Here is a 22,978-nt window from a genome sequence, read left to right on the forward strand (position 1 = left end):
GATCGTTTTGGAGAACTACTTAATTGGGCCTTGGGACCATCTCACGAACACGCTGCCGCCTGGAACCGTTCTGGAGCAATACGTTCCGCCCGAGCTAGAAAAAATGGCTTACAAGGTGATGGAGCAGTACGAAATGCTTGTATTCGACATGCTGCTGATTACTTCCAAACCCGATAAAGGCGGGGCTATCTGGAGAATTAATACGGATCGTGGCCCTCGCAGCCTTAAAGTACTGCACAGAGATCCCAAGAGAAGCCTGTTCAGTATCGGCGCCCAGCAATATATGGTTGAGCGAGGTGCCAAGGTACCTGCCTTCATTCCCAATAAAGAAAACACGTTGTATGTTGAAGCCGGTGGCAAGCTATGGATTGTGACGGAGTGGATTGAATCGCTGCAGCAAGCTTCAAAAATCGATCTGGAAGGTGCCGTCGCGCTTTGCTACGGTCTTGGGGAGTTTCATAAGCATTCCCAAGGCTATGCTCCTCCATTGGGTGCTGCCAAATCGTCCCGGTTGTACGGCTGGTCCAACTATTATGAGAAAATTATGGCCAAGATTGGATGGTTCGAGGATATTGCTACCGTCTATCGGGAAACACCATCAAGTGAACGTTTGCTTTCTGTTATCGATGAATTTAAAAAACAGGCTCAGGATATATTCTCTCGTTTCCAGACATCTCCCTATTTCAAAATGATAGGCAAAGGTGAGCAGTACTGGGGACTTGCTCATCAGGACTACGGATGGTCCAACGGTCAGATGGGCCCCGGCGGGATATGGGTCATAGATCTGGATGGAGTCGCTTACGACCTGCCCTTCCGTGATTTGCGTAAATTGATAACGAGTACGATGGATGATATGGGTTACTGGGATTTGAACTGGATTCGCGGTATGATCGGTGCTTACCACGAAGCTAATCCGATTGACCAGGATATGTTTGAGCTCTTATGGATCGATATGGCGTTTCCTAACGAGTTTTACAAGCATATCAAGGAGATCGTATTTGATCCGAATTTATTTTTGCAGCATGAGCTTGAGCCTATTCTGGCAAGAGTGTTGGCAACAGAAAGCAGTAAATGGCAGGCCTTAACCGAGCTGGAGCAGGACAAAGCCCTTTATTTACCTGCACAATACTCGACCGAGGAAATCGAATCCAAATGGGAAGTTGTACGCAAGGCTCCTGTTCGACAAGGTATCAAGCTTCCGGTGGGCATCGATATCCCACAAATGCCTTGGGCAGCCTCCGAAAAACAGGAACAAGGGCTTACTCCTGTTTTCGATGCTGATTTCGCTCACCAGCAGCAAGAAGCCATTCCTGTTTTCGATACTGATCTGGATTACCAGCAGCAAGAAGCTATCCCTGTTTTTGATACTGATCTGGATTACCTGCCGTATACGCCATTGTCCAATCCGGTCTACTTGTCAGACTCTGATATTTCGGCTACACCTGCTCGTTCTGAGCATTTTGGTCTATTTACACATGCTCCACTTATTTATGAGCCGGCTGGAGTGCCTATCATGCATCCACCCGCAGCCGTTGGGACTCGAGAGTTAGCTGCAAATACAGTCGCACAAGCTGACAACAGCGCAGCCGCACAGCCTCCTGCTAATGAGCCGGAACGTATCGCCCTTCGAGTTCCTAAACCTTCGAGATTGAAGAAAAAAGTCAAAAAAGTGGTTGTTAAGACTAAACGTAAAACACGCAAAAAACAGTTGCAATCGCGGCCTGTAACCAAAATAAAAATCGTTAAAAAGCTTAAGAAAACGACGGTCAAAAAAGCTAGGCAGCCATCCCCTGTAACCAAAAAGAAAATAGAAGTCAAGAAAAAACAAGCGATTCCGCTTAAATCTTCCAATAAACCAATTTATAAACCAAGGACGCAGAAGACAGCCTGATTATCAAATAGAAGCTTACGAAGTAAGTCTTCTATTAAATTTAGGAGGATACGGCCTAATGAATATTTTAATGATTTGCACTGAAAAACTGCCTGTTCCCAACATTAGGGGCGGTGCCATACAGACTTATATCTGTGGGGTTGCTTCGCTGCTAAGCAAGCATCATCAAATTACTATCCTTGGAAGAACAGATCCGGATTTATTAAACGAAGAAGTTACTGAGGGTATCCGTTATGTTCGTGTCCATTCAGATGGTGTTTTAGACCTTTATGTTCAAGAAGTCATCCATTTCCTCTCGCAGACCCAGGAGCAGTATGATATCATTCATATTTTTAATCGTCCGAAGCTCATTGCCGCCGTTCATGAGGCCGCACCAAACGCCAGAATTATATTAAGTATGCATAACGATATGTTTAATCCTGCCAAAATCAGCAAATCCGAGGGCAGCGCTGCCATTGAGCAAGCTGAACGGATCATTACTATTAGTAATTATATTGGCAGTGCGATAAGTGATTACTTCCCTCAGGTAGAGCCGAAGCTGAAAACAATCTACTCCGGGGTTGATTTAAGCAAGTTTGCTCCTTGGTCTGAATCCCAGTACTCGTTGCAGGCCAGAGAAAGTATTAGAGCGGAGTACAATCTTGCATCGAAAAAGATAATCCTCTTTGTAGGAAGATTGTCGCGTAACAAAGGTCCACATGTCCTTGTCCGCGCCATGTCTCATCTGCGGCATTCCGATGCCGCGCTTGTCATTGTAGGTGGTGCTTGGTACAGCGATAATACGATTAGTGATTATGTGGCTTATGTCCGCGCTCTAGCTGAGCATTCCTCTATACCCGTAATCACAACCGGATACGTTCAAGCTCACGATGTTCATCGTTGGTTCTGTGCGAGTGATATTTTTGTTTGTACCTCCATCTGGCAAGAGCCGTTGGCAAGAGTCCATTACGAGGCAATGGCTGCAGGACTCCCTTTTCTTACCACCAATCGAGGAGGAAACCCGGAAATTGTACGGGGTAATAACGGCATTCTAATAACGGATCCGGAAGATCCCCTGGAATATGCGCATCATCTTAATTTGTTGTTGTCTGATCTTCACAGCTCTCGACAAATGGGATTGAATGGCCGTCGACTGGTTGAGCAGCATTTCACTTGGCAGCGAGTTGCTGACGACATCTTGTCCGTCTGGGAACGCAAATAACGCCTCCCTCAGACTCAGTTCCTATGCTGGACCTCCTGACACAGGAGTCCAGCATTAGGGCCGATGCAGCCGCTTTTTTATCTCCACGTAAGCAGCTTGTACACTTACATAGACTTAATATTTATACTGAATGATGGATTAACCCCGCAGGCGTCCGGGTTGCCGCTAACCAATTATGTTTACATGTCCATACTTAAACTTCATCCTCGTCATCTTCGTCTTGATCTTCTTCCTCGTCGCTGTCTTCGTCTTCGTCTTCTTCATCTTCTTCTTCTTCTTCTTCGTCTTCATCTTCTTCGTCTTCATCTTCATCTTCATCTTCATCTTCATCTTCATCTTCATCTTCATCTTCATCTTCATCTTCTTCGTCTTCATCTTCTTCGTCTTCCTCGTCCTCGTCCTCGTCTTCTTCGTCTTGATCTTCTTCCTCGTCGCTGTCTTCGTCTTTGTCTTCTACTTCTTCCAATTCCCCTTTTTCTGCATCCAACTCGACTTTATAATATTTCACCTGAACTTCTGCTACATCAGGATGGTTGTCAAGCATTAACTTCACTTGATCTGCCAAAGACACCACGATCATTCCCTTCGCTTCTAATTTTGAAACTTCTCAGGTTTCCCTGTATCCTATGATTTTCTAATCTAATTGTGTAGGCTGTTGATAGAGTAATAAGGCGGAATTCAGTTGACCCCACTACACTTATTGATCAAAGCGCATATTTTTCTATGAACTGCTAATCGCCCTAACATATAGAAAATGATATTCATAAATTAATAATAAATTCATATAAGTAAGGAGCTTAAACCTTATGAAGGGATTAATTCTCTGTGCAGGTAAAGGCAGCCGGCTCTACCCCTTTTCCGAAGCAACACCAAAAGTATTACTCCCGGTAGCCAACAAGCCTATTCTGTATTACTGCATTGAACAGCTGATTAAATTACAAATACGTGAGATTGGCATTGTCATACGTCCTGAGCACCTCGCGCTTTTCATGAAAGAGATTGGCACAGGTGAGCAGTGGAATTTGGATATTACCTATATTCATCAATTGCAGCCCCTTGGGATTTCAAATGCAGTTCTGCAGGCCGAGTCCTTTATTCTGGATGAACCCTTCATCTTATTATTAGGAGATAATCTGATTACAGAGTCCTTGGAGCCTTTGGCTCAAGCTATTCGTTATGACGATCATGAGATCGCCATTATGCTTGGAAACGTTGCAAACCCTCGGGATTTTGGCATTGCAGAAATCGACGGGAATCGAATAGTAGGACTTGAAGAAAAACCTGTGTCACCCAAGTCTAACCTCGCCGTTCTTGGAGCTTATGCTTTTAGGGCTGACATATTCAAGGCCATACATGCAATCAGCCCCTCTCCAAGAGGAGAATATGAAATCACGGATGCCATTTCGTGGATGATCAACCACGGCTATTCAGCAGTCTTCCACAAGACAGAACAAAACTATTCAGATGTGGGGACGATGGAACGATGGCTTGAAGCAAATCACTGGATGCTGGACCAGATGGATGCCGATGGATTGCTGAATAATCGAGAACATTTGGACGGATGCATAGTCATTCCCCCTGTGCTCATTGACCCAAGCGCCTTATTAAGAAACTGCATCATCGGTCCTTATGTAACCATTGGTCCGCACGTTAAGCTGGACGGCTGCCATATGGAGAACTGCATCTTGCTGGAAGGACTTGAGCTGTTTGATTCTGGGACTACCCTAAGTCATGCCATTCTCGGCCCGCAATTCATGCACGTGCTGACCTCTGGAGGAACCAACAAATGAATATTCTAATAATGGGAATGGGCTATGTCGGCGTGACTACAGCTTTGCTGCTTGCAGAGCTTGGGTGGAATGTAACGGGATTGGACCCGAATGAGTCAAGGATTCGAATGTTGAGTCAAGGTGTGCTCCCCTTTTACGAGCCTGGTCTGGACGATGCGTTAAGCAAGCATTTGGCTTCCGGCAGGATCACGTTTACCTCAGAGGTGGACATGGCTGTCTGCAATAATGAGATCATCTTCCTCTGTGTCGGGACTCCCTCAGGAAGTGATGGCAGTGCGGATCTGAGGTTTATTAAAGAAGCAGCGGAGAGTATCGGCAACAATATGCCGGGATACAGGCTAGTTGTTATCAAAAGCACGGTTCCTGTTGGAACTAATGAACAAGTAGTCCAATGGATTACACAAGCCCAGCTTACAGCAATTTCTTTTGACGTGATATCTAATCCTGAATTTCTGAGAGAAGGCAGCGCATTACGAGATGCTCTTGAGCCTGATCGGATTATTATTGGCAGTGAAAATGACCAAGCCACAGAACGGCTTCGATCTTTATATGAGAAATTAAGCTGTCCTGTTGTGGTTACCAAGCCCAAAACAGCTGAGCTGATCAAATATGCTGCAAATGCCTTTTTGGCTACGAAAATCTCCTATATCAATGAATTGGCCAGACTGTGTACGAAGTTAGGAGTAAATATTGCCGATGTTGCCGTCGGGATTGGAATGGATCATCGGATTGGAGCGCACTTTTTAAGAGCAGGCATCGGATATGGAGGCTCCTGCTTTCCCAAGGATATCCATGCGCTGCTGTTTACTGCTCAGGAGCATGACCTTAGCTTAACGATTCTAGAAAAAGTTGTGCAGGTCAATCAGTCGCAAGCTGTCTATTATTTGGATATTTGGGAGCAGCTGTTGGGCACGTTCAATGGGAAAACAATCGCGGTATTAGGCATTTCCTTTAAACCGGATACCGATGATATCAGAGAAGCACCCGCAATCGGCATGATTGCAAAATTACTGGAAAGCTCTGCTATGATCAGAGTCCACGATCCGGTAGCCAAGCTTCCGGGCAGCATGTACTCCGAACAGCTGCAGCAGTTCGATTCCCTGGAGGAAACTATTCAAGATTGTGATGCTGTCATCCTATGCTCGGAATGGAAGCCGTATATTACGGCGGACTGGGGACAATTAAGAAGCCGCTTGAAGCAGCCTTTCCTGTTGGATGGCAGAAATATGCTGGATGGCGCGCAATTAACTTCACAGGGCTATCATTACTCGGGCATTGGCATGAACTGGACTCAGATGCACAAATAAGAAAACCGTCTATCGAGGCCTTTCAAAGATGAGCGACCGCGGTTTAGAGGTAGGTTTTCTTGAAACATAAGAATCCTTCAGCTCCACTGAAAACTTATACATTCTTATGTTATAAGAAAAGCTTCTGATCGAAGCCTATTCGATGAAGATACAAGTCGACGTACCTAAATCAGCTAAAGGATGGTTGTTATGCAAATATTAGTCACTGGCGCAGCCGGATTTATAGGTTCACATCTATGCGAGCGATTACTTCAGGATGAAAACAATCAGGTAATCGGGCTGGATGCCTTTGTTCAATCGGCTACTCCCAACTGGATAAGGGAGCGCAACCTTCGTAAGCTGCTTCATCACCCACGGTTTTCTTTTATCCAACAGCATATTTTGAAGGTTTCATTGGAAAATCTGCTCCCACAGGTGGATATTGTGTATCATCTGGCGGCAATCCCTGGTGTTCGTTCGAGCTTTGGCCCCGACTTTGAGACTTACGTGACGAACAATATTTTGGCTACGCAATGCTTGCTGGAGGGCTGCCGACAGTATCCGGTCCAGAAATTGATTTACGCTTCGACCTCCTCTGTATATGGAGAAAAGACGGGACAAGTCAACGAGCTTACCCCAACGGATCCTTTATCTCCGTATGGAGTCAGCAAGCTTACCGGGGAACAGCTATGTCACGTATACGCTCATAATGATGGGGTTCCTATCGTGATCCTTCGCTTCTTCACCGTGTATGGTCCGAGACAGCGGCCGGATATGGCCTTTCACCGTTTTATTAATCACATTATGCACAATAAACCAATTCCCATATATGGTGATGGTCAGCAAACCCGAGATTTTACATTTGTAGAAGATTGTGTTCGAGCGGTTGCCCAGGTTGCCTATGCGAACAATGTCATTGGTGAAACCATCAATATCGGTGGTAAGGAACGCGCTTCGGTTCTGGAATGCATCTCTATATTGGAACGATTGGTTGGCAAAAAAGTGGACATTCAGTTTATCCGACCTACGTATGGGGAGCCCAGGAACACTTGGGCAGATATTACTAAGGCCCAATCCTTACTTGGCTACGAGCCTAAGATCGATTTGTATCATGGACTAGAACAAGAAATTCTCGATATATATGAAATGACTACAATGATGCCTGCATCCGGCCAGGATTCAAAATAGTAATAAGATTATTCATTTATACACAACGAAGCCTCCCGTTTCCACTATAACTGTGGGGCGGAGGCTTCATTGTGTCTATAACGGGGCTGCACGCAATTTCTTAACGGGTACGAATCACAACTGCCGCAAAATCGCTCAATTCCGGGATTTCAATCGACATCTCCTGCTCGGTTTGCACAAACAGAGCTTGGGGTTGGGATGTTTCGGTTAAATAAATAGCCTCACTGCATGCTTCTAATCCACGAAGCGTTACCTTCAAGTCATAGACCGGAAGTGGATTTGTATACGATACACCGTTAAAGCCGGAAAGGTTCAGCACATGCAGGATATAATTACCATCAGGCAGCTTGTGAAAAAATACCTCCACATTCGTCGGTGCATTCGTCACCAGAGTCAACGGTTGATTCAGAGTATGATGGAGCAAATCCATAACCGCGTTTTTATGATCGGCATAACCATGCTTGTAGTAGAGCTCACCAGCCTGCCATGGGACATACACAGCCTTGTGGTTCCCATTTGTATGGATGCCCGCTCCCCAATGCTGCTCGGAGATGCGATGACCGGAAGCACGCTCTGGCGGGCCAAATGTAGATGGAATCACGTAAGGAAGCTGCTTATCCGTATTCGGACCAAATTCAACGCGGTAAAAGCTGTCGGTCAGGAAGATCCAATCGCGCTCAGGGAAGCTTGCAAAAAGCTGCTTATTGTCAGTTAGCAGGTAAGCGGCCTCTTGATTGTGTACGTGCACACTGTCCAGCTTGACATCAAACCTGTGCTGGAGAAAAGACGCATTCTCAACGCCTTCGGTGAAGGACCCACCTGTACTGAACAAACAAACACCTTGTAGATAAAGAGCTTCCAGCGACTGCAGCTCATCCTCTGAAAAGCTCGCAATATCCGGGATCATAATCGCTTTATAGCGCTTGGGCGATCCTGCTTTCGTCGCGAGAACATTTTGATCCAGAACATCGAACAGCACATGCTCTTCCTTCAGCATTTTGTAAAGCCCCAAATATTCCTTCATATTTTTCTGAACAGGCTTGCCCGGCTTGATCAGTGCTACATCGGACATTGAGATAAAATTCCCATAATATTGTTCATTGTTTTTGTGATACTCATAGATGGCCGCAACCGTCGGCAAATTCTCACGATCCGGATAATCCTCGAACACGCCGATAATGCAAAAATCGAGTCCCGACCCGCTTGCCAAGCCTTCCTTCAAGCGAATATTAACCTCATGTCTGGATACACCGGTGAACCGATGGACCAGATCAATCGCATTGATGCAGCAGTTGCTCACCAGCTTATCCTCCCAGGAATCCTCCAGCGACTGCACATTTTCCGAGGCTGAATACAACCAAACCGGATGAGGGCGCTTGTTATCCGTATTCGATTCCTTGCGGACAATATCGACCTTATGCTCGTTATACGTCGAGATTGCGATATCCTTATTTTTGCTTTTCACTAGTGCATGGATACGATCCAGCATTTCCTTGGTGGTCGCATCCTGGAACAATTTATACTGGCGGTATACCGGATCATCCAGGCTTTCGGTTAACGGTAGATCCAAACCGCTAAATTCATGAAATTTGGCCTTGCAGCTATCGCAAAAGCAGATTCCGTAATGAGTGCCGCTATAATCACGCGTCTGGTAGCCAAACATGTTGAAGAAAATGCCATCCACATCGTAATTTGATATCACTTCATCAATCATTTGCAATGAATATTCTCTTTGATAGTAGCCATTAATGCACGTATGCACGATCCCATGATAATTGACCTCTTTGCCCTCCAGGGTTCTGTAAAACCATTCAGGCCGTTTGTCAAAAATCGATTCATGCGCTTTACTGAAATCAAAACGGGCGATAAATTTCATGTCATGAGCATGCGTTTTTTCGATAGCTTCCTTCAGCAAATCCTTCTGCTGGTTAGCAGCCCGGTATTGATACTCAAGCTTTGTCGGATAAAAGGCAACGATCCCGCCTGCGTTCATCATCAGTACATTTGTGGATAATCGCTGCAAATCTTCAATCAGACGATCCACATTCAGATTAGCATCCGTTTCACGCAGATTATTTTGAATTAATCGTAAATTGTTTGATTTCCACCAGCTCATAACTTTGCCTCCCAGCAAGATGAAAGTTGGGGGAATAAGATTTGCTGCGCGACCGAAGTGTTCTTACGATTGCTCCACTATCTCCAGAACACCACGGTCGCTCCACTCTTTATTCCCCCCAACTTACAGGTTTATTTTTCAAATTCTATGAACAAGCATTCCCAGATGTCCAGCCGTGGTATCGTTATGGCTAGTTTACCATCCGTTACGGTAGATGCCATCGCTTGACCGGAGATCAGCTGACGGATCTGTGTGACCTTGCGGTCGTCCAGCTTCAGCCTGACTTCGATGTCGTGTAGCGGGATGTTCGTTGCCAACGGGCGCTTTCCGACACCATTGACGAGATGAATGAGCATGGTATTGTTTTTTTCAAAAACGGTCATCTGCAGACCATGAATGTTGCTGATCTCAATCAGCTTATCGTCGCCAAGAGCCATATCGATAACATTGGACAGCAGCTGATAATGCTCACCCAGCTTGAATTCATTAATCAAGTGACTGAGTGAAAAAGGCATGTACACAGCTTGGCCTGTGCCGATTCGATTCCGGGTCACGAGCGGCAGATCCGTATGGCTGACTGGAAGCGACGCCCGCTCCGGGGGCGCACCCACACTCTCAAGCGGTGAGAACGGCGGTACCAAGGTAGCAAGCACCTGCGTATCGCCGCCAATCGACTTCACATACATCACCTTGCCCCGATGTGCGATCAAGCCGGTATGCTCCATACCCTTTTGCAGCGGATTATGGTCTCCCTCAAAGCGCAGGTAAGATGCTGTCAGCGCCTCACTCGTGTAGAGCTGATTGGAGATGCCCAGTAATTCAAGCAGCTGCTCATGTTCAGGAACTGCACCTTCGACGACAATAGTTCCACCACCATTCACATACTGATGAAGGGTTGCAATAAAGGCGTCACTAACCTTCATTCCCTCAGGGATAATGAGACCCTTGTAGCGTGACAATTTCTCAGAGGTTGCATGTACACTGAGAATGACATCAAATGGTATTTGCATGTTGATTAAGCCATCAGCCCAACCCTCTGCCGATGGATCACCTGTCCACATCATCGCGATTTGCGCGACACCAACCGCATCCTCCATATAGCTCTCTACTTTTTCTACGCTGCGATTGAAATCACTCACTACGTCCAGAATCCGTTTGTCTTCGATCGTCTCGGGTATGCCTGTTAACGAATGCCAGATGTTCCCGCCTTGAGCCGGAATTTGTGACAGCCAAAAACGGTATTCCGCTGGCGGAAGTCCTGTATGCCGCCAGTCCATACCTGGACTGGAGTGAACGATCCCGCACGGTGTAGGCCGATCCGGCAATGATTTGCCCAGCTTCATACTGAGGGCAGGCTTCCAAAACTCAGGAATATGATGATGTCCAAGCGACAAAATATCCTGCGGCTCCGTGCAGTGCATATCTGAGGTTTGCTCACGATCCAGCATATTAGCTGGGTACAGGTATAAAATCATCGGAAGTTCAGGATTTTTCTTTTTGATAAAGTTGTACCAATGGTTCGCATTGTTACGGAAGCAGATGGGTGCCCAGCTCGGATCAAACTGGCTTTTATCGGCTGGAAGCGGCTTTTGAAACAGGTTAAAGTATTTCTTCTGGCAAGCCTCACACCAGCAGGGTACGAAACGAGGAGCATTAAAAAAGATCCCGTCGATGTCATAATTGCTAATGACCTCATCCAGCACCGGAATAGCTACATCGTCATTGCGATAACCACCATTCAGGCAGGTCGACATCAACAAAGACCAATTTCCCGGTCGCCCTGCACCTATGATCTCGGGTTCGCCTGATGGCTGTCGGATGAACCATTGCGGCTTTTGCAAATAAAACTTGTCTTCTGTCTTGCTGAAGTCAAACCGTGCGATGAAGCGAATATCCTGCTCATGACAAGCTCTGATCACTTCCTTCAATAAATCGAAGTTGTGCGGTAAATATTCATTAATTGTATGAAAAGGCACCTTGGATGGATACCAGGCATAAATTCCCGCCACGTTAAAGACGATGGTATTGGCCCCCATCTGCTTCATTTGGGCAGCAAACCGATCCGGTTCGATCAGCGAGGTGTCTTTAATCTGCAAATTAGTTTGAACTACACGCAGCGGCTTTTGCCACCACGCTTTGGTATGGTTCTGCATGATTGATCCTCCTGTGAGCTTCCGTAGGAAGCATTCTTCGTAAGCATCTGCTAAGTTTTGCTTTAGCAAAACTAACTTCGTAAGCAGTAACTGAGCTTCCGTAGGAAGCTTTCTTCGTAAGCATCTACCATAGAAACGGTTACCAGAGGAAGCCTCCGGTAACCGCACTCCGTTCATTTCATTTTCACATTCCGTGCACTCTATGCTTATTTCTTGTTAAATTCCTTGTAAGCCTCGGTGTTTTCCATATAAGCTTTTTTCATTTCAGGCAGGTTGTTTAATTTTTCAATATAGGCTTTGTACTCATCCATCGAGATTTGCCCTACGATCGCTTTGGTCATCATCGATTTCCATTCGCTTTCATATTTCGGCCAAGTACTGTTGAAGGTTGCAGAGTACACATAGCGGAAAGGATCTACCTTGCCAATCGTGTCGTAGGCTTCGACTTCTTTTTTCTTCGCGTCGTTATAAGCTTTATCTCCTGATGCGCTTTCCACCTTACCCCATTTGGCATAAGCCAGAACGCCCGCGCCTTTACTTGTGGTATTAACCTCTTTCACGCCCTGCTCAGTCAACACTTTTTGACCACCAACTACTTTATGATGCACACCCTCCAGTCCATAATAACCAAAATCGGTCATTTCATCGGAGGCTGTGTAGTCGAAGTATTTCAGCAGCTCCTTAACCTTGGCTTCAGGAACCTTCTTGGAAATGTAATAACCGCCGGATACACCTGTGGATAACACAATGGCGTCGCCCTTAGGTCCTTTCAGATTCAGGTTAATAATTTTGGAATTTGGCTGTGTTTTGTTGATGGAATCCTCCCACTCCTTGTCCCACCATACACTGCGGGCATAGGAAGCGGCTCTGCCGGTCTTGTACAGCTCTTCAGCCTGCGTTTTCTTCATCACCGCGAATTCCTTGGACAGCACGCCATCGGTATACAAACCTCTAAACCAATTCACCATCTCGGTCCACTGAGGAGTCATTCTCTTGTCGATCATGCCGCCTTCTGCATTATAAGTAGGGTCAAGCGCACCGAAGCCGGCCGCAAACGCGTCGTCTCCATCATTAATTATTACACCGTGTCCGATAAGACCAAGCGTATCCTTCTTACCATTGCCGTCAGGATCGCTATCGACAATCTTCTTCAGGGCAGCTGCATATTCATCCAATGTAGTAGGCACAGCAATATTCATCTTGTCGAGCCAGTCCTTACGGATTTTGATACCGTTATCAATTCGTGAACGGGAACGTGGAACTGCATAGATTTTGCCGTCAACTGACAAATACTTTTGCCAATCCGGGGCCATGTTCTTTTTCAGGTTCGGATATTGGCTCAAATCACCAAGAAATGGAGTCAAATCCCAGAAAGCACCATTCTTGATCGCACTGCGCAGTGTCGGCCATGTAGAATCAGGGGATGCCACGACTTCTGGCAGATCAGCTGATGCGAACAACAAATCTGCTTTCGTTTTCAAATCGCCATCGGGTACCCATTCGATATCCAGCTTGCTATTGGTTCTCTTTTGCCATTCAGTCCAATACGCATTTTTCATATCAGGCACTTCGTTATACAGACCGGCAAAAATTTTAATTTCCAACGGCTTCGCCGGAGCCTTGGTGTCGGTCGCAGTTCCTGTTCCAGCTGCCGCAGGTGCCGCTTTCTCTGTAGTACCTCCTGAGCATCCAGCAGCTAAAGATAAAGCAACTACACATGAAATGCCTGCAGACCATTTTTGAAACGCTTTCATTAAATTGTCCCCCTCAAAAGTTTTTTATGAAGTCAAACTAACTTCCAAGCCAAACTTCAGTTTGTTATGGCATTGGGTCGGGACTCCGTTCGTTGTCCGAACGTGAACCCCGATAACCCGATATTAAATGCCAAACAATCGGAATCATACAGACAATTCATGCTAATCACTGCTTAAGTCAAAAACTGTCCGTGCAGCAAGATTGGTCTGCCTTCGCTTTACTCAAATTCGATCAGCAGACACTCCCATATATCCAACTTCGGAACGGAAACCGCTAATTTGTCCTGCTTGCTCTCAAAGCCTAATGGCTGCCCGGAGATGAGCTGCTTCACAGCCTTCACGCTTTTACCATTCAGCCTGATCGACACCTCGATCTGGTGCAGCGGAATATTGGTAGATAGTGGACGTCTGCCAACTCCGTTAACAAGGTGGACAAGCAATGTCTTATCTTTTTCAAAAACAGTCATTTGCAATCCCTGGAAGTTGCTGACTTTAATAAATTTATGTTCAGCAAGTGCCATATCAATCGCATTGGATAAGAACTGGTAGTGCTCACCCAATTTAAATTCATTGATCAATTGGCTTAAGGAGAACGGTAGGTACATCGCGTGGCCTTTTCCTGATGGATTCCAAACGGCAAGTGGTAAATCTGTATGGCTAACCGGCAGTGAAGCACGTTCCGGAGGCGCTCCCACACTTTCAAGTGGTGAGAATGGCGGCACCAATGTCGCCAGCACCTGTGTGTCTGCTCCCGTTGGTTTAACATAATTGACCTTGCCGCGATGAGCGATCAGCTCGGTATGTTCCAATCCCTTTTGCAATGGATTGTTAGCACCCTCAAAGCGTAAGTACGAGGCCAGTAAAGACTCGCTTGTGTACATATCCTCAGAAATACCAAGCAGCTTCAGCAGAGCCGGGTGATTCGGAATCGCTCCCTCGGCAAAAATATGACCGCCAGCTTGAACATAGTCGCTAATATTAGCAATAAATGAATCCGAATATTCCATGCCTTCCGGGATAACAAGACCACGATAGTGTGAAAGCTTATCCGTTGTCGCCTGTGCCTCCAGCAGCACATCAAAAGGAATTTGCATATTGATCAAACCATCGGCCCAGCCCTCTGCCGAAGCATCTGCTGTCCACATCATGCCAATCTGCGCTACGGGAGCAGCCCCATCCATATAGTTCTCGACCTTCTCGACGCTGACGTTGAAATTTTTCACGACATCCAGAATTCTTTTGTCACCAATCGTATTTGGTATTCCTGTTAAGGAATGCCAGATGCTTCCGCCATGAGCCGGAATTTGCGACAGCCAGAAGCTATACTCAGCCGGAGGAAGCCCCGTATGCCGCCAATCCATACCCGGACTTGAATGCACGATGCCAAAAGGAGTCGGACGATCCGGCAGGCTGCGGCCCAATTTCATACTTAGAGCAGGCTTCCAAAATTCCGGAATATGATGATGTCCGAGAGACAAAATATCCTGCGGCTCTGTGCACAGCATGTCAGTCGTTTCGGCACGATCAAATAAATTATCATGGTACAGATTATAGTAAAGGATCATCGGAATATCTTTACCTGTTTGTTTGATCATTGTGTACAGGTTATCCATATTATCGCGCAGGCAGGTCGATTCCCAGGCTGGTTCGAAGGCTTTTCGCTCCGTCGGCATTTCCGTTCCGTACAGATTCGTATATTTGCGACGGCAGGCTTCACAGTAGCAGAGGGTGTAATTAGGTGCATTGAAGAAAATCCCGTCAATGTCATAGTTATCGATAATTTCCTGAAGTACGGGAATTGCCACTGCTTCATTCCGGTATGCGCTGTTAATGCAGGTAGACATCAGCAGCGACCAATTGCCCGGCCGTTTGGCGCCAATCGTAATCGGCTCACCTTGAAGATCTCTGGCAAACCACTCCGGACGCTGCAGGTAGATGGAATCCTCAGCCTTACTGAAATCGACACGTGCAATAAACCGGATATCCTGCTGATGACACGCTTCGATAACTTCCTTTAAGAGATCAAAGCTTGTTGGCAAAAATTCATTCAACGTATGAAATTTGACCTTGGACGGATACCAGCCATAAATCCCACCGACATTAAAGACAATAGTGTTGGCTCCCATATCTTTCATTTGAGCAGCCAGCTCCTGCGGATCGATTTGATCCGTGTCGCGGACCTGAAGATTCGGTTGAATAACACGCAGCGGCTTTTGCCACCAAGATTTGTTCGTTGTATCCATAGCTTCCTCCTGGAAACGGTTACCAGCTCCGTGTGCGCGCCATTGGTCTGGAGCCTCCACACGGCTTGGTAACCGTTGAATGGTTGTTGTATTTGCTTACTTGCTCTTCTTACTTGCCAATAAAGGATTTGTACGATTCAGCAAATTCCTTGTAAGCTTTTTTCATTTCCGGTGTGTTGTTAATCTTGTCGACGTAGGCCTTGTATTCATCCAGCGTAATTTGACCGACGATCGCTTTAGTCACATTGGCTTTCCATTCATTCTCGTATTTAGGCCATGTGCTGTTCCAGGTATTCGACACCGTGTAGTTAAACGGGTTGACTTTACCGACCTCATCAAAAATTTCCACTTCTTTTTTCTTTGCATCATTATAAGCTTTGCTGCCTGAAGCACTCTCTACCTTACCCCACTTGGAATAGGCAAGCACACCTGCGCCTTTGCTTGTGGTGTTCACTTCCTTGATGCCTTGATCATTCAGTACCTTCTGCCCGTCAACCAGCTTGTAGTGTACGCCTTCGATACCATAATAAGCCAGATCCGTTAATTCATTGGAAGCGGTTTGGTCAAAATATTTCAGCAGCTCTTTCACCTTGGCTTCAGGAACCTTTTTGGAAATGTAGTAGCCGCCGGATACACCGGTTTGCAGCTCAATAGCGTCTCCTTTAGGTCCTTTTAAATGCAGGTTCAAAATTTGAGCGTCAGGCTGTACCTTCTTGATTGCGGTTTCCCACTCATTGTCCCACCACACACTGCGTCCATAGGAAGCGGCACGGCCGGTTTTATACAATTCCTCGGCTTGCGTTTTCTTCATAACCGCAAATTCCTTGGAAAGAATGCCATCATCAAACAGCTTTTTGTAAAAGGCAACTGCGTCGCTATACTGCGGAGTCAAACGGCTCTCAATCATACCGCCTTCAGCATTATAAGTAGGATCCAAAGCACCGAAGCCTGCGGCGAACGAAGGATCAGCATCCTTTACAATAATTTCGTTACCGATCAAGCCCAGCGTATCCTTCTTGCCATTGCCGTCAGGATCGCTTTCCACGATTTTTTTCAAGGCTGCCGCATATTCATCCAAGGTTTTCGGTACGGGAATGTTCAGCTTGTCCAGCCAGTCCTTACGGATTTTGATACCAGGATCAATTCGGGAACGGGAACGCGGAACCGCATAGATTTTACCATCAACCGTCAAATATTTGAGCGCGTCCTTGGCCAGATTGTTTTTCAGGTTCGGATATTCGCTCAAATCGCCAAGGAAAGGCGTCAAATCCCAAAATGCGCCGCTGCGAACAGCATTCAATAGTGTAGGACGTACCGCAGACGGCGCTGCCAGAACCTCGGGAAGATCGGCGGAGGCCAGCAATAGATCCAGCTTTGTATTCAAATCACCGTCGGGTACCCATTCGATATCAAGCTTGCTGTTCGTTCTTTTTTGCCATTCGGTCCAAAATGCGTTTTTCATATCGGGAACTTCATTGTAAAGCCCGGCAAACATTTTAATTTCGAGCGGCTTGCTTGTATTGCCTGCACCTGCTGCTGCGCCCGGTGTCTTGGATTGACCATCGTTGCCTCCGCAGCCTGCCAGTAAAGATAGTGCTACCACGCCAGATACGCCGGCCGTCCATGTTCTTGATGTTTTCATTGAATAAATCCTCCTGCATCGTATGGTTTCATAAAAATGCTTTCTTATTGGAAAGCTCTCTACTCCTATTCAATCTAAACCTGGATTGGACCGAGTGATACAGACAATTGATGCGCTGATTTGCTCAGGATAAAAATTGTCCGTCCTTCGAATTGACTAACCTTTTACTGAACCCAGCATAACACCCTTGGCAAAGTGTTTTTGCAGAAAAGGGTAAATGACAAGAATTGGCGCCATCGACAGCATGATCGAAGCCATTCGAATCGTTTCCTGAGGAACCATCCGATCATCTCCACCGGAGCCCGCCTGACCTACACCGTTCGAATCGGAATCGATAACAAGTGTTTTGACCAGCACCTGCAGTGTCCATTTCTTCGAATCGGAAATATAGATCAATGCATTAAAATACGTATTCCAGTGTGCTACTGCAAAAAATAAGGTGAACGCCGCAATCGCAGGCATCGACAATGGTATCACGATACGCAGGAACACGCCAAGATCGGAGCAGCCGTCAATTTTGGCTGAATCCTCCAGCTCCGAGGGCAGCGATTCCAGAAAGCTTTTGATGACAATTAAGCTCCACGCATTGGTCAGCGCCGGCCAGATCAGAGCCCAGTAAGAATTTAACAAGCCCAGCTCTTTAATCAGCAGGTAGTTCGGCACGATTCCTGCACTGAACACGAGCGTAAAAATAACAGCGCCCATCATAATACCGCGGCCTGGCATCGTCTTTTTCGTTAGTGCATAGGCCAGCGAGAACGATACAATCACATTCAGCACTGTACCAATGATCGTAATAAACACGGTACTTTTCAAAGCGTTCACAAAGCTGTTGGTCGATAAAATATATTTATAAGCGGAGAGCGACCACTTTTCCGGAAACACATAAAATTTCAGCGGCACATACGCCTGTGGATCGGTAAAAGATACACTAAACACATACAGAAACGGGAACACACAGACGAATGATATGAGGGCCAGTAATGAATAATTGACCCAGTCGAAGGGCTCCAATTTCTTTTTCGATACAAAGCTCATCCAGTTTCTCCTCCTTTAATTAATAGATTCCTTCATGACCTAATTTTTTAACCACATAATTGGATATCATGACGAGAATAAAGCCTACGACACCTTTAAACATACCGACCGTAACCCCGGTGCTGATCTGGCCTTTTAGAATCCCTTGTGTGTAGGAATAGGTATCAAATACTTCGGCCAAGGACGAAACCAGCGGGTTCATCATTAACAATATTTGCTCAAAGCCTACATCGGCCATATGTCCCAAACGAAGAATTAACAAAATGAAAATGGTTGGTCGAATTGCAGGCAAGGTGATATGCCAGATTTGCCGCCAACGGCTAGCACCGTCAACAACCGCCGCTTCATATCTTTGCGGATCGACACCCGCCATCGCTGCGAGGAAAATGATCGTACCCCAGCCTACCTCTTTCCACATGCTTTGCAGCGTGATCATTGCCCAGAAATAATTAGGATTCGATAGAAAAGCGATGCTTTCCCCACCCGAGTCCGTTATTAATTTATTGATAATCCCGACATCTGTAGACAGTACAAAAAAAGTCATACTTGCCACTACAACCCATGATAAAAAATGCGGTAAATATACGATCGATTGATTAATCCGCTTGAACACCTCATGACGGACTTCGTTCAACATCAAACCGAGTATAATCGGCAGCGGGAACATAAACACCAAGCCGAATATGTTAATGGCAAACGTGTTGCGAAGCATGATGTAGAAATTTTTGTCCGTAAATAACTCGTTGAAATGCTTGAACCCCACCCACTCACTACCGGCAAATCCGCTGTACGGGTTATACTCCTTAAAAGCAAGCAGCAGCCCCCACATCGGTGCAAACTTAAATATCATGAAAAACAAAATTCCCGGTAAAGCCAGCAAATACATATATTTGTGCTGCACCATCCGATTCCATAGCCTGGACCAGTAGCCTGCGTTTCCGGTTGCTCTGGTGCTCAACACGGCCTTGTTGGATTCTATCATTGTGTACGCCCTCTCTCCTCATTTGTTGTGGATTGCTTCCCTGTGAACCTAATACTAGACTGCTCGAGGAGGGCAGTATACAGACAATTCTTGAAATGCAAATAAGGTCCGGAGGGATGGACAGAAATTGTCTTTTGATATTCACCCGGAACCCAAGGGACGCACCCTCCCAAACCCTCCCTATAGGGAGGGCCCCAAAGGGCTTTGCCCTCTGGACTCCCTGGTCGGATGCGCGGCTGTAGTGTTCTCGGGGCGCTTGTCATCCCTGCGGGATACGCTTGATTTATTGTGGATGGGTCGATTGGGCGCGCGGCTGTGGTGTTCTCGGGACGCTTGTCGTCCCTGCGGGACACGCTTGGGTTGGGTGGATGGGTCGATTGGGCGCGGGGTTTTGGTGTTCTCGGGACGCTTGTCGTCCCTGCGGGACACGCTTTGAGCGAGCACTCACAGAACCCATTCATTTCATACAACCTTTTTACCCACACATAGAAGTTCCATTAAGAATAAAAGTACTCATACACAAATCCAACTCATGGAAAGGTTGAATGCAATTGAGATTCATAAGGAACAATCACAAACTTAGTAAAGTCAAACTTTTTTTAAGTCCAAACCGGTACGTAAAGCAGCTGCTCAAGTAATCAACTTTACGATTATTGGTGATAGTCATGTCGGCTACGGTAATGGACTAAGCATTTATAAAAGCCTGTTATCTAAAGCAGTGAAAACGAGGAATATAAAGTTTGTTATTTTTGGAGGGGATAATAAACACGGTTCGACGGGAACAACCGCTGATGTGGATTATAAAGCATTTAAAGATATCGCCAGAGGAATTTTGGGACCCAAAAATATCTCCTTTAAGGCGTCTATAGGAAATTGGGAAGATAATACTAGAGTTTTATTCAAAAAGTATTTAGGAAATGTTCTTGGAAATGAATTTCCCTGGGACGAATGGTAAAGTGAAGTATGTCTGGTTGGATAATGCACCTGGAAAATTCAGCTTGCAAGCATAAGTTTGCTTAAAAGTTTAGATCCTAATTTTGTGGTAGAGGTTATTATGAAGCAGCCTTGACAATCAATAATAATCAATTCGACCTCACGGTCAAGGGAGTACAATCCTAACGATTGTAAAAAAATCAGCGCTTTGTTCATGTATAACATTTGTTAAGATGCGAAAGGGATTCGCGATACTGTTATCACGAATCCCCTTAAACTGATCTGAAGTTTTACATTCAACTACCGATAAGCCGTCCTGAACATCCCTGGAGTCATCTGGATACTTCGCTGAAACACGCGCGTCAGGTTGCGTTCGGAGTAGCCAATGATCGCGGCAATTTCGCTGATGCTCTGATCCGTTTCCAGCAACAGCCGCTTCGCCTCCTCGACCTTGCACTCCACGACAAATTCCAGGAAGTTGATCCCCATTTCCTTTTTGAACAGCCGGCTTACATAAGAAGGGCTCATCCCTACCAGCTCGGCGCAGTACACCAAAGACAAATCCTCCGTGCAGTGCTCACGAATATATTGGCACACCTGCCAAATCGCAGTCTGTCCTGTATCATTAAGCGAATCCTCGGTCAGCTTCTTGTGCAGCGGGAACAATACCTCCTTGAACCAGTCGATGATGTCGCGTGAGGTTTGCTTGCTTTCCAGTTGGCCGAACAGATTATGCTCCAGAATATCGAGTATGCTCCCTCCCTGTTTCTCCAGAGAAGTAATAATCGCAGATAGCAGCACCGAGTAGCTTTGGTGAATAAAATTAACCGATTGTGATGTTTGCAGCGCCTTGGTGAACCGTTCCAGCGACTGCTCGGCCTGCTTCAGCTCGCCTTTGGATAGCGAATCAACAATTGCCCCCTCCAAATCGCGCGGGTAACGGAAGATGGCGCGGGTTTTCGAATTTTCCAGATCTTCAATATAGAGGACCGAGGCCGTGTCCTGATAAATCCGATACTGCAGGGCCACTTCAGCTTCTTTATACGAAACCGGAACGTCGGCAATATGCGAGTAGCAGCGGCCAATCCCTACAGATGCCTCGAAGGACAGAAAGTTTTTCAAAGAGTCGCACACCGTCTGGGCAAATTCAATCGTCCGCTCTGGCAGCTTCGATTGCTCCGTATCATGATCCCACTGCAGCAAAGCAATCCCCTTACCTTGATACGGAAATACATAACCCTTCAAATCCGAGTTTTTCTCCATGAGCTCCTGGATCACATTGGATACGGCAAAAGCAATAATCGGCTGATCACCCGGCAAAAACCGCGTTTCCCTCAGCACATTTTCCACCTCGACGACCATGATCATATAGTTGGATTTAACTGTCAGACCGTACGTTTCACAATCCTGTATCAGAGAGTTGCTCAGCACGTAATCACCATTAATGAGCTGCTGCAGACACCGTTCACGCAATGTTGGCTGGATCTTATCCATATAGCTGCCAAGCTGCTGCGTCTCCTTGCTCAAATAATCCAGACAGGCGCGAATGTAGTCAAATTCATTTTCATTCGTCTGCACACGACCGGCCCCAAGCGATTTACTGTGCTTAATAAGCTGATCAATCGGACTATAGGCACGTTTGGTGCTAAAATAGGTAAAAATGACGGCCAATATAATAAAAAAGGTCAAGGCCAATAACGTAATCACACGTATCCAGACTAATCGTTCCGTAATCAGCTCCTGAGGAATTACCGATACATAGGTGCGTCCAAACAAGCTTTTGACGTAGGAATAATGGGCTTCCTTGCCATCAGCATCCGTATAGTAAAAGCTGTCAATACTGCTGCTGGCTTCGCTTATTTTCTTCAGGACCGGCATGTCCTCAAAACTCAAGGCGTTAGCTGCTGTTAGCTTCCCAGACTGAGCCAATTGATGTGGATAGCTGACAAAAATCAATTCTTTTCCATTCATTAGCAAATTCGTATCATCGGGGAAAAATCGCATAATCCCTTTGGCATCGATCTGAAAAGCCAAAATGCCTTGTGAAGAAGCTGCAGCGGCTACCGGCAATCTTCGAAAAAAAGTAATGATTCCACTTTGTTGACTGTCCGGCAAATACACCCATCTCAATGGATTTTTATCCGCCATCAGCTGCACAACATCATTTGTATATTTAAATTCATGAAGGTCGACGGCTCCATATTGATTCGTCAGAACCACATTTTCCTGTGTACTGAAAAAATAAATTTCATTGATAAAATCGTTTGCGTTTTTGGCCAACGTAATTTTATTCATTAGCTCCAAATGCCATACCAATGGCTTGTCTGTAATCCGGTTTGAGAATACATCGTTAATTACCGGTTCGGCTGCCAGCTGAAGAGACTCTTTTTCAATACCTTGCAAAATACGCTCCGCCCGGTCTCTTGTCAGTGCCAATGACGATTTGCTTTCATCTATAATAAGCTCCTTGGTCCGTTCCATAGCAAACTGATAATATAATAATCCGGCTACAAGGATGGGAATACATACCGAAAGACAACCTACCCAAATTAAACGATGTAAATATTTACCACTTCGCTCTACTTTCCCGGGAAATAATACACGATACAAGCGGTTAATCCAGTTGCTCATAGCTGCCTCCATCTACTGCGGGAGGATTCCACGCAATGTCTAATGTCCATTATGACGGTATTTTAGCCTTACTTTTATTGTACTACATGATTATAACCAGAAGGAAGGCGGCATTGAACCGTCAATACTT

Annotated in this window: 15 protein-coding genes; 6 read left to right on the forward strand and 9 right to left on the reverse strand. The window is 45.9% G+C overall.

What is annotated here, in order from left to right; genetic code table 11:
* The first annotated feature begins 7 nt into the window (after nt 1-7).
* Nucleotides 8-1,891, forward strand: a complete 1,884-nt coding sequence (locus LRL21_RS01940) for a CotS family spore coat protein (RefSeq protein ID WP_240414064.1) — start codon at nt 8-10, stop codon at nt 1,889-1,891.
* A 58-nt stretch (nt 1,892-1,949) separates the two neighbouring features.
* A complete protein-coding gene (locus LRL21_RS01945; protein ID WP_240414065.1) occupies nt 1,950-3,092 on the forward strand; it encodes a glycosyltransferase family 4 protein in 1,143 nt (380 codons plus the stop codon).
* A gap of 193 nt (nt 3,093-3,285) precedes the next feature.
* Here LRL21_RS01945 and LRL21_RS01950 read toward each other — a convergent pair whose 3' ends face one another.
* Nucleotides 3,286-3,657 (reverse strand): hypothetical protein, encoded by a 372-nt coding sequence (locus LRL21_RS01950; RefSeq protein ID WP_240414066.1) that lies wholly within the window; start codon nt 3,655-3,657, stop codon nt 3,286-3,288.
* A gap of 241 nt (nt 3,658-3,898) precedes the next feature.
* On the opposite strand from LRL21_RS01950, the gene LRL21_RS01955 reads away from it, so the two are divergent.
* The 3 genes from LRL21_RS01955 to LRL21_RS01965 all read left to right on the forward strand — a co-directional run bounded on the left by LRL21_RS01955 (nt 3,899) and on the right by LRL21_RS01965 (nt 7,356).
* Nucleotides 3,899-4,882 carry a sugar phosphate nucleotidyltransferase gene (locus tag LRL21_RS01955; protein WP_240414067.1) on the forward strand — a complete coding sequence of 328 codons (984 nt, stop codon included), beginning with the start codon at nt 3,899-3,901 and terminating at the stop codon, nt 4,880-4,882.
* On the forward strand, nt 4,879-6,189 hold the full coding sequence (locus LRL21_RS01960) for a UDP-glucose dehydrogenase family protein (protein WP_240414068.1): 1,311 nt from the start codon (nt 4,879-4,881) through the stop codon (nt 6,187-6,189). The genes LRL21_RS01955 and LRL21_RS01960 overlap by 4 nt, the downstream gene beginning before the upstream one ends.
* A 189-nt stretch (nt 6,190-6,378) precedes the next feature.
* Complete coding sequence (locus LRL21_RS01965; protein WP_240414069.1) at nt 6,379-7,356, forward strand: NAD-dependent epimerase/dehydratase family protein; 978 nt, start codon at nt 6,379-6,381, stop codon at nt 7,354-7,356.
* Nucleotides 7,357-7,456: 100 nt separating this feature from the next.
* Here LRL21_RS01965 and LRL21_RS01970 read toward each other — a convergent pair whose 3' ends face one another.
* From LRL21_RS01970 to LRL21_RS02000, 7 genes are all read right to left on the reverse strand, one after another.
* On the reverse strand, nt 7,457-9,472 hold the full coding sequence (locus tag LRL21_RS01970) for a family 10 glycosylhydrolase (RefSeq protein ID WP_240414070.1): 2,016 nt from the start codon (nt 9,470-9,472) through the stop codon (nt 7,457-7,459).
* A 131-nt stretch (nt 9,473-9,603) separates the two neighbouring features.
* The gene (locus LRL21_RS01975) at nt 9,604-11,625 is read right to left on the reverse strand and encodes a beta-galactosidase (RefSeq protein WP_240414071.1); all 2,022 of its coding nucleotides are present in this window, start codon (nt 11,623-11,625) and stop codon (nt 9,604-9,606) included.
* Nucleotides 11,626-11,831: 206 nt separating this feature from the next.
* Complete coding sequence (locus tag LRL21_RS01980) at nt 11,832-13,379, reverse strand: type 2 periplasmic-binding domain-containing protein (protein ID WP_076228043.1); 1,548 nt, start codon at nt 13,377-13,379, stop codon at nt 11,832-11,834.
* A 218-nt stretch (nt 13,380-13,597) separates the two neighbouring features.
* The gene (locus LRL21_RS01985; protein WP_240414072.1) at nt 13,598-15,622 is read right to left on the reverse strand and encodes an alpha-amylase family protein; all 2,025 of its coding nucleotides are present in this window, start codon (nt 15,620-15,622) and stop codon (nt 13,598-13,600) included.
* 109 nt (nt 15,623-15,731) lie between these two features.
* Nucleotides 15,732-17,264, reverse strand: coding sequence for a type 2 periplasmic-binding domain-containing protein (locus tag LRL21_RS01990; RefSeq protein ID WP_240414073.1), 1,533 nt, complete (start codon nt 17,262-17,264; stop codon nt 15,732-15,734).
* A 156-nt stretch (nt 17,265-17,420) separates the two neighbouring features.
* Nucleotides 17,421-18,302: a carbohydrate ABC transporter permease gene (locus LRL21_RS01995; protein WP_240414074.1), complete on the reverse strand. Its 882-nt coding sequence runs from the start codon at nt 18,300-18,302 to the stop codon at nt 17,421-17,423.
* Nucleotides 18,303-18,321: 19 nt separating this feature from the next.
* The gene (locus LRL21_RS02000; protein ID WP_240414075.1) at nt 18,322-19,284 is read right to left on the reverse strand and encodes an ABC transporter permease; all 963 of its coding nucleotides are present in this window, start codon (nt 19,282-19,284) and stop codon (nt 18,322-18,324) included.
* 718 nt (nt 19,285-20,002) lie between these two features.
* On the opposite strand from LRL21_RS02000, the gene LRL21_RS02005 reads away from it, so the two are divergent.
* A complete protein-coding gene (locus LRL21_RS02005) occupies nt 20,003-20,239 on the forward strand; it encodes a hypothetical protein (RefSeq protein ID WP_240414076.1) in 237 nt (78 codons plus the stop codon).
* A 278-nt stretch (nt 20,240-20,517) separates the two neighbouring features.
* Here the strand turns inward: LRL21_RS02005 and LRL21_RS02010 are convergent, their stop codons facing one another.
* Nucleotides 20,518-22,848, reverse strand: coding sequence for a helix-turn-helix domain-containing protein (locus LRL21_RS02010; protein WP_240414077.1), 2,331 nt, complete (start codon nt 22,846-22,848; stop codon nt 20,518-20,520).
* Between the last annotated feature and the right edge of the window lie 130 nt (nt 22,849-22,978).

Origin of the sequence: Paenibacillus periandrae (assembly GCF_022458865.1) — a bacterium.
Lineage (GTDB): Bacteria > Bacillota > Bacilli > Paenibacillales > NBRC-103111 > Paenibacillus_S > Paenibacillus_S periandrae.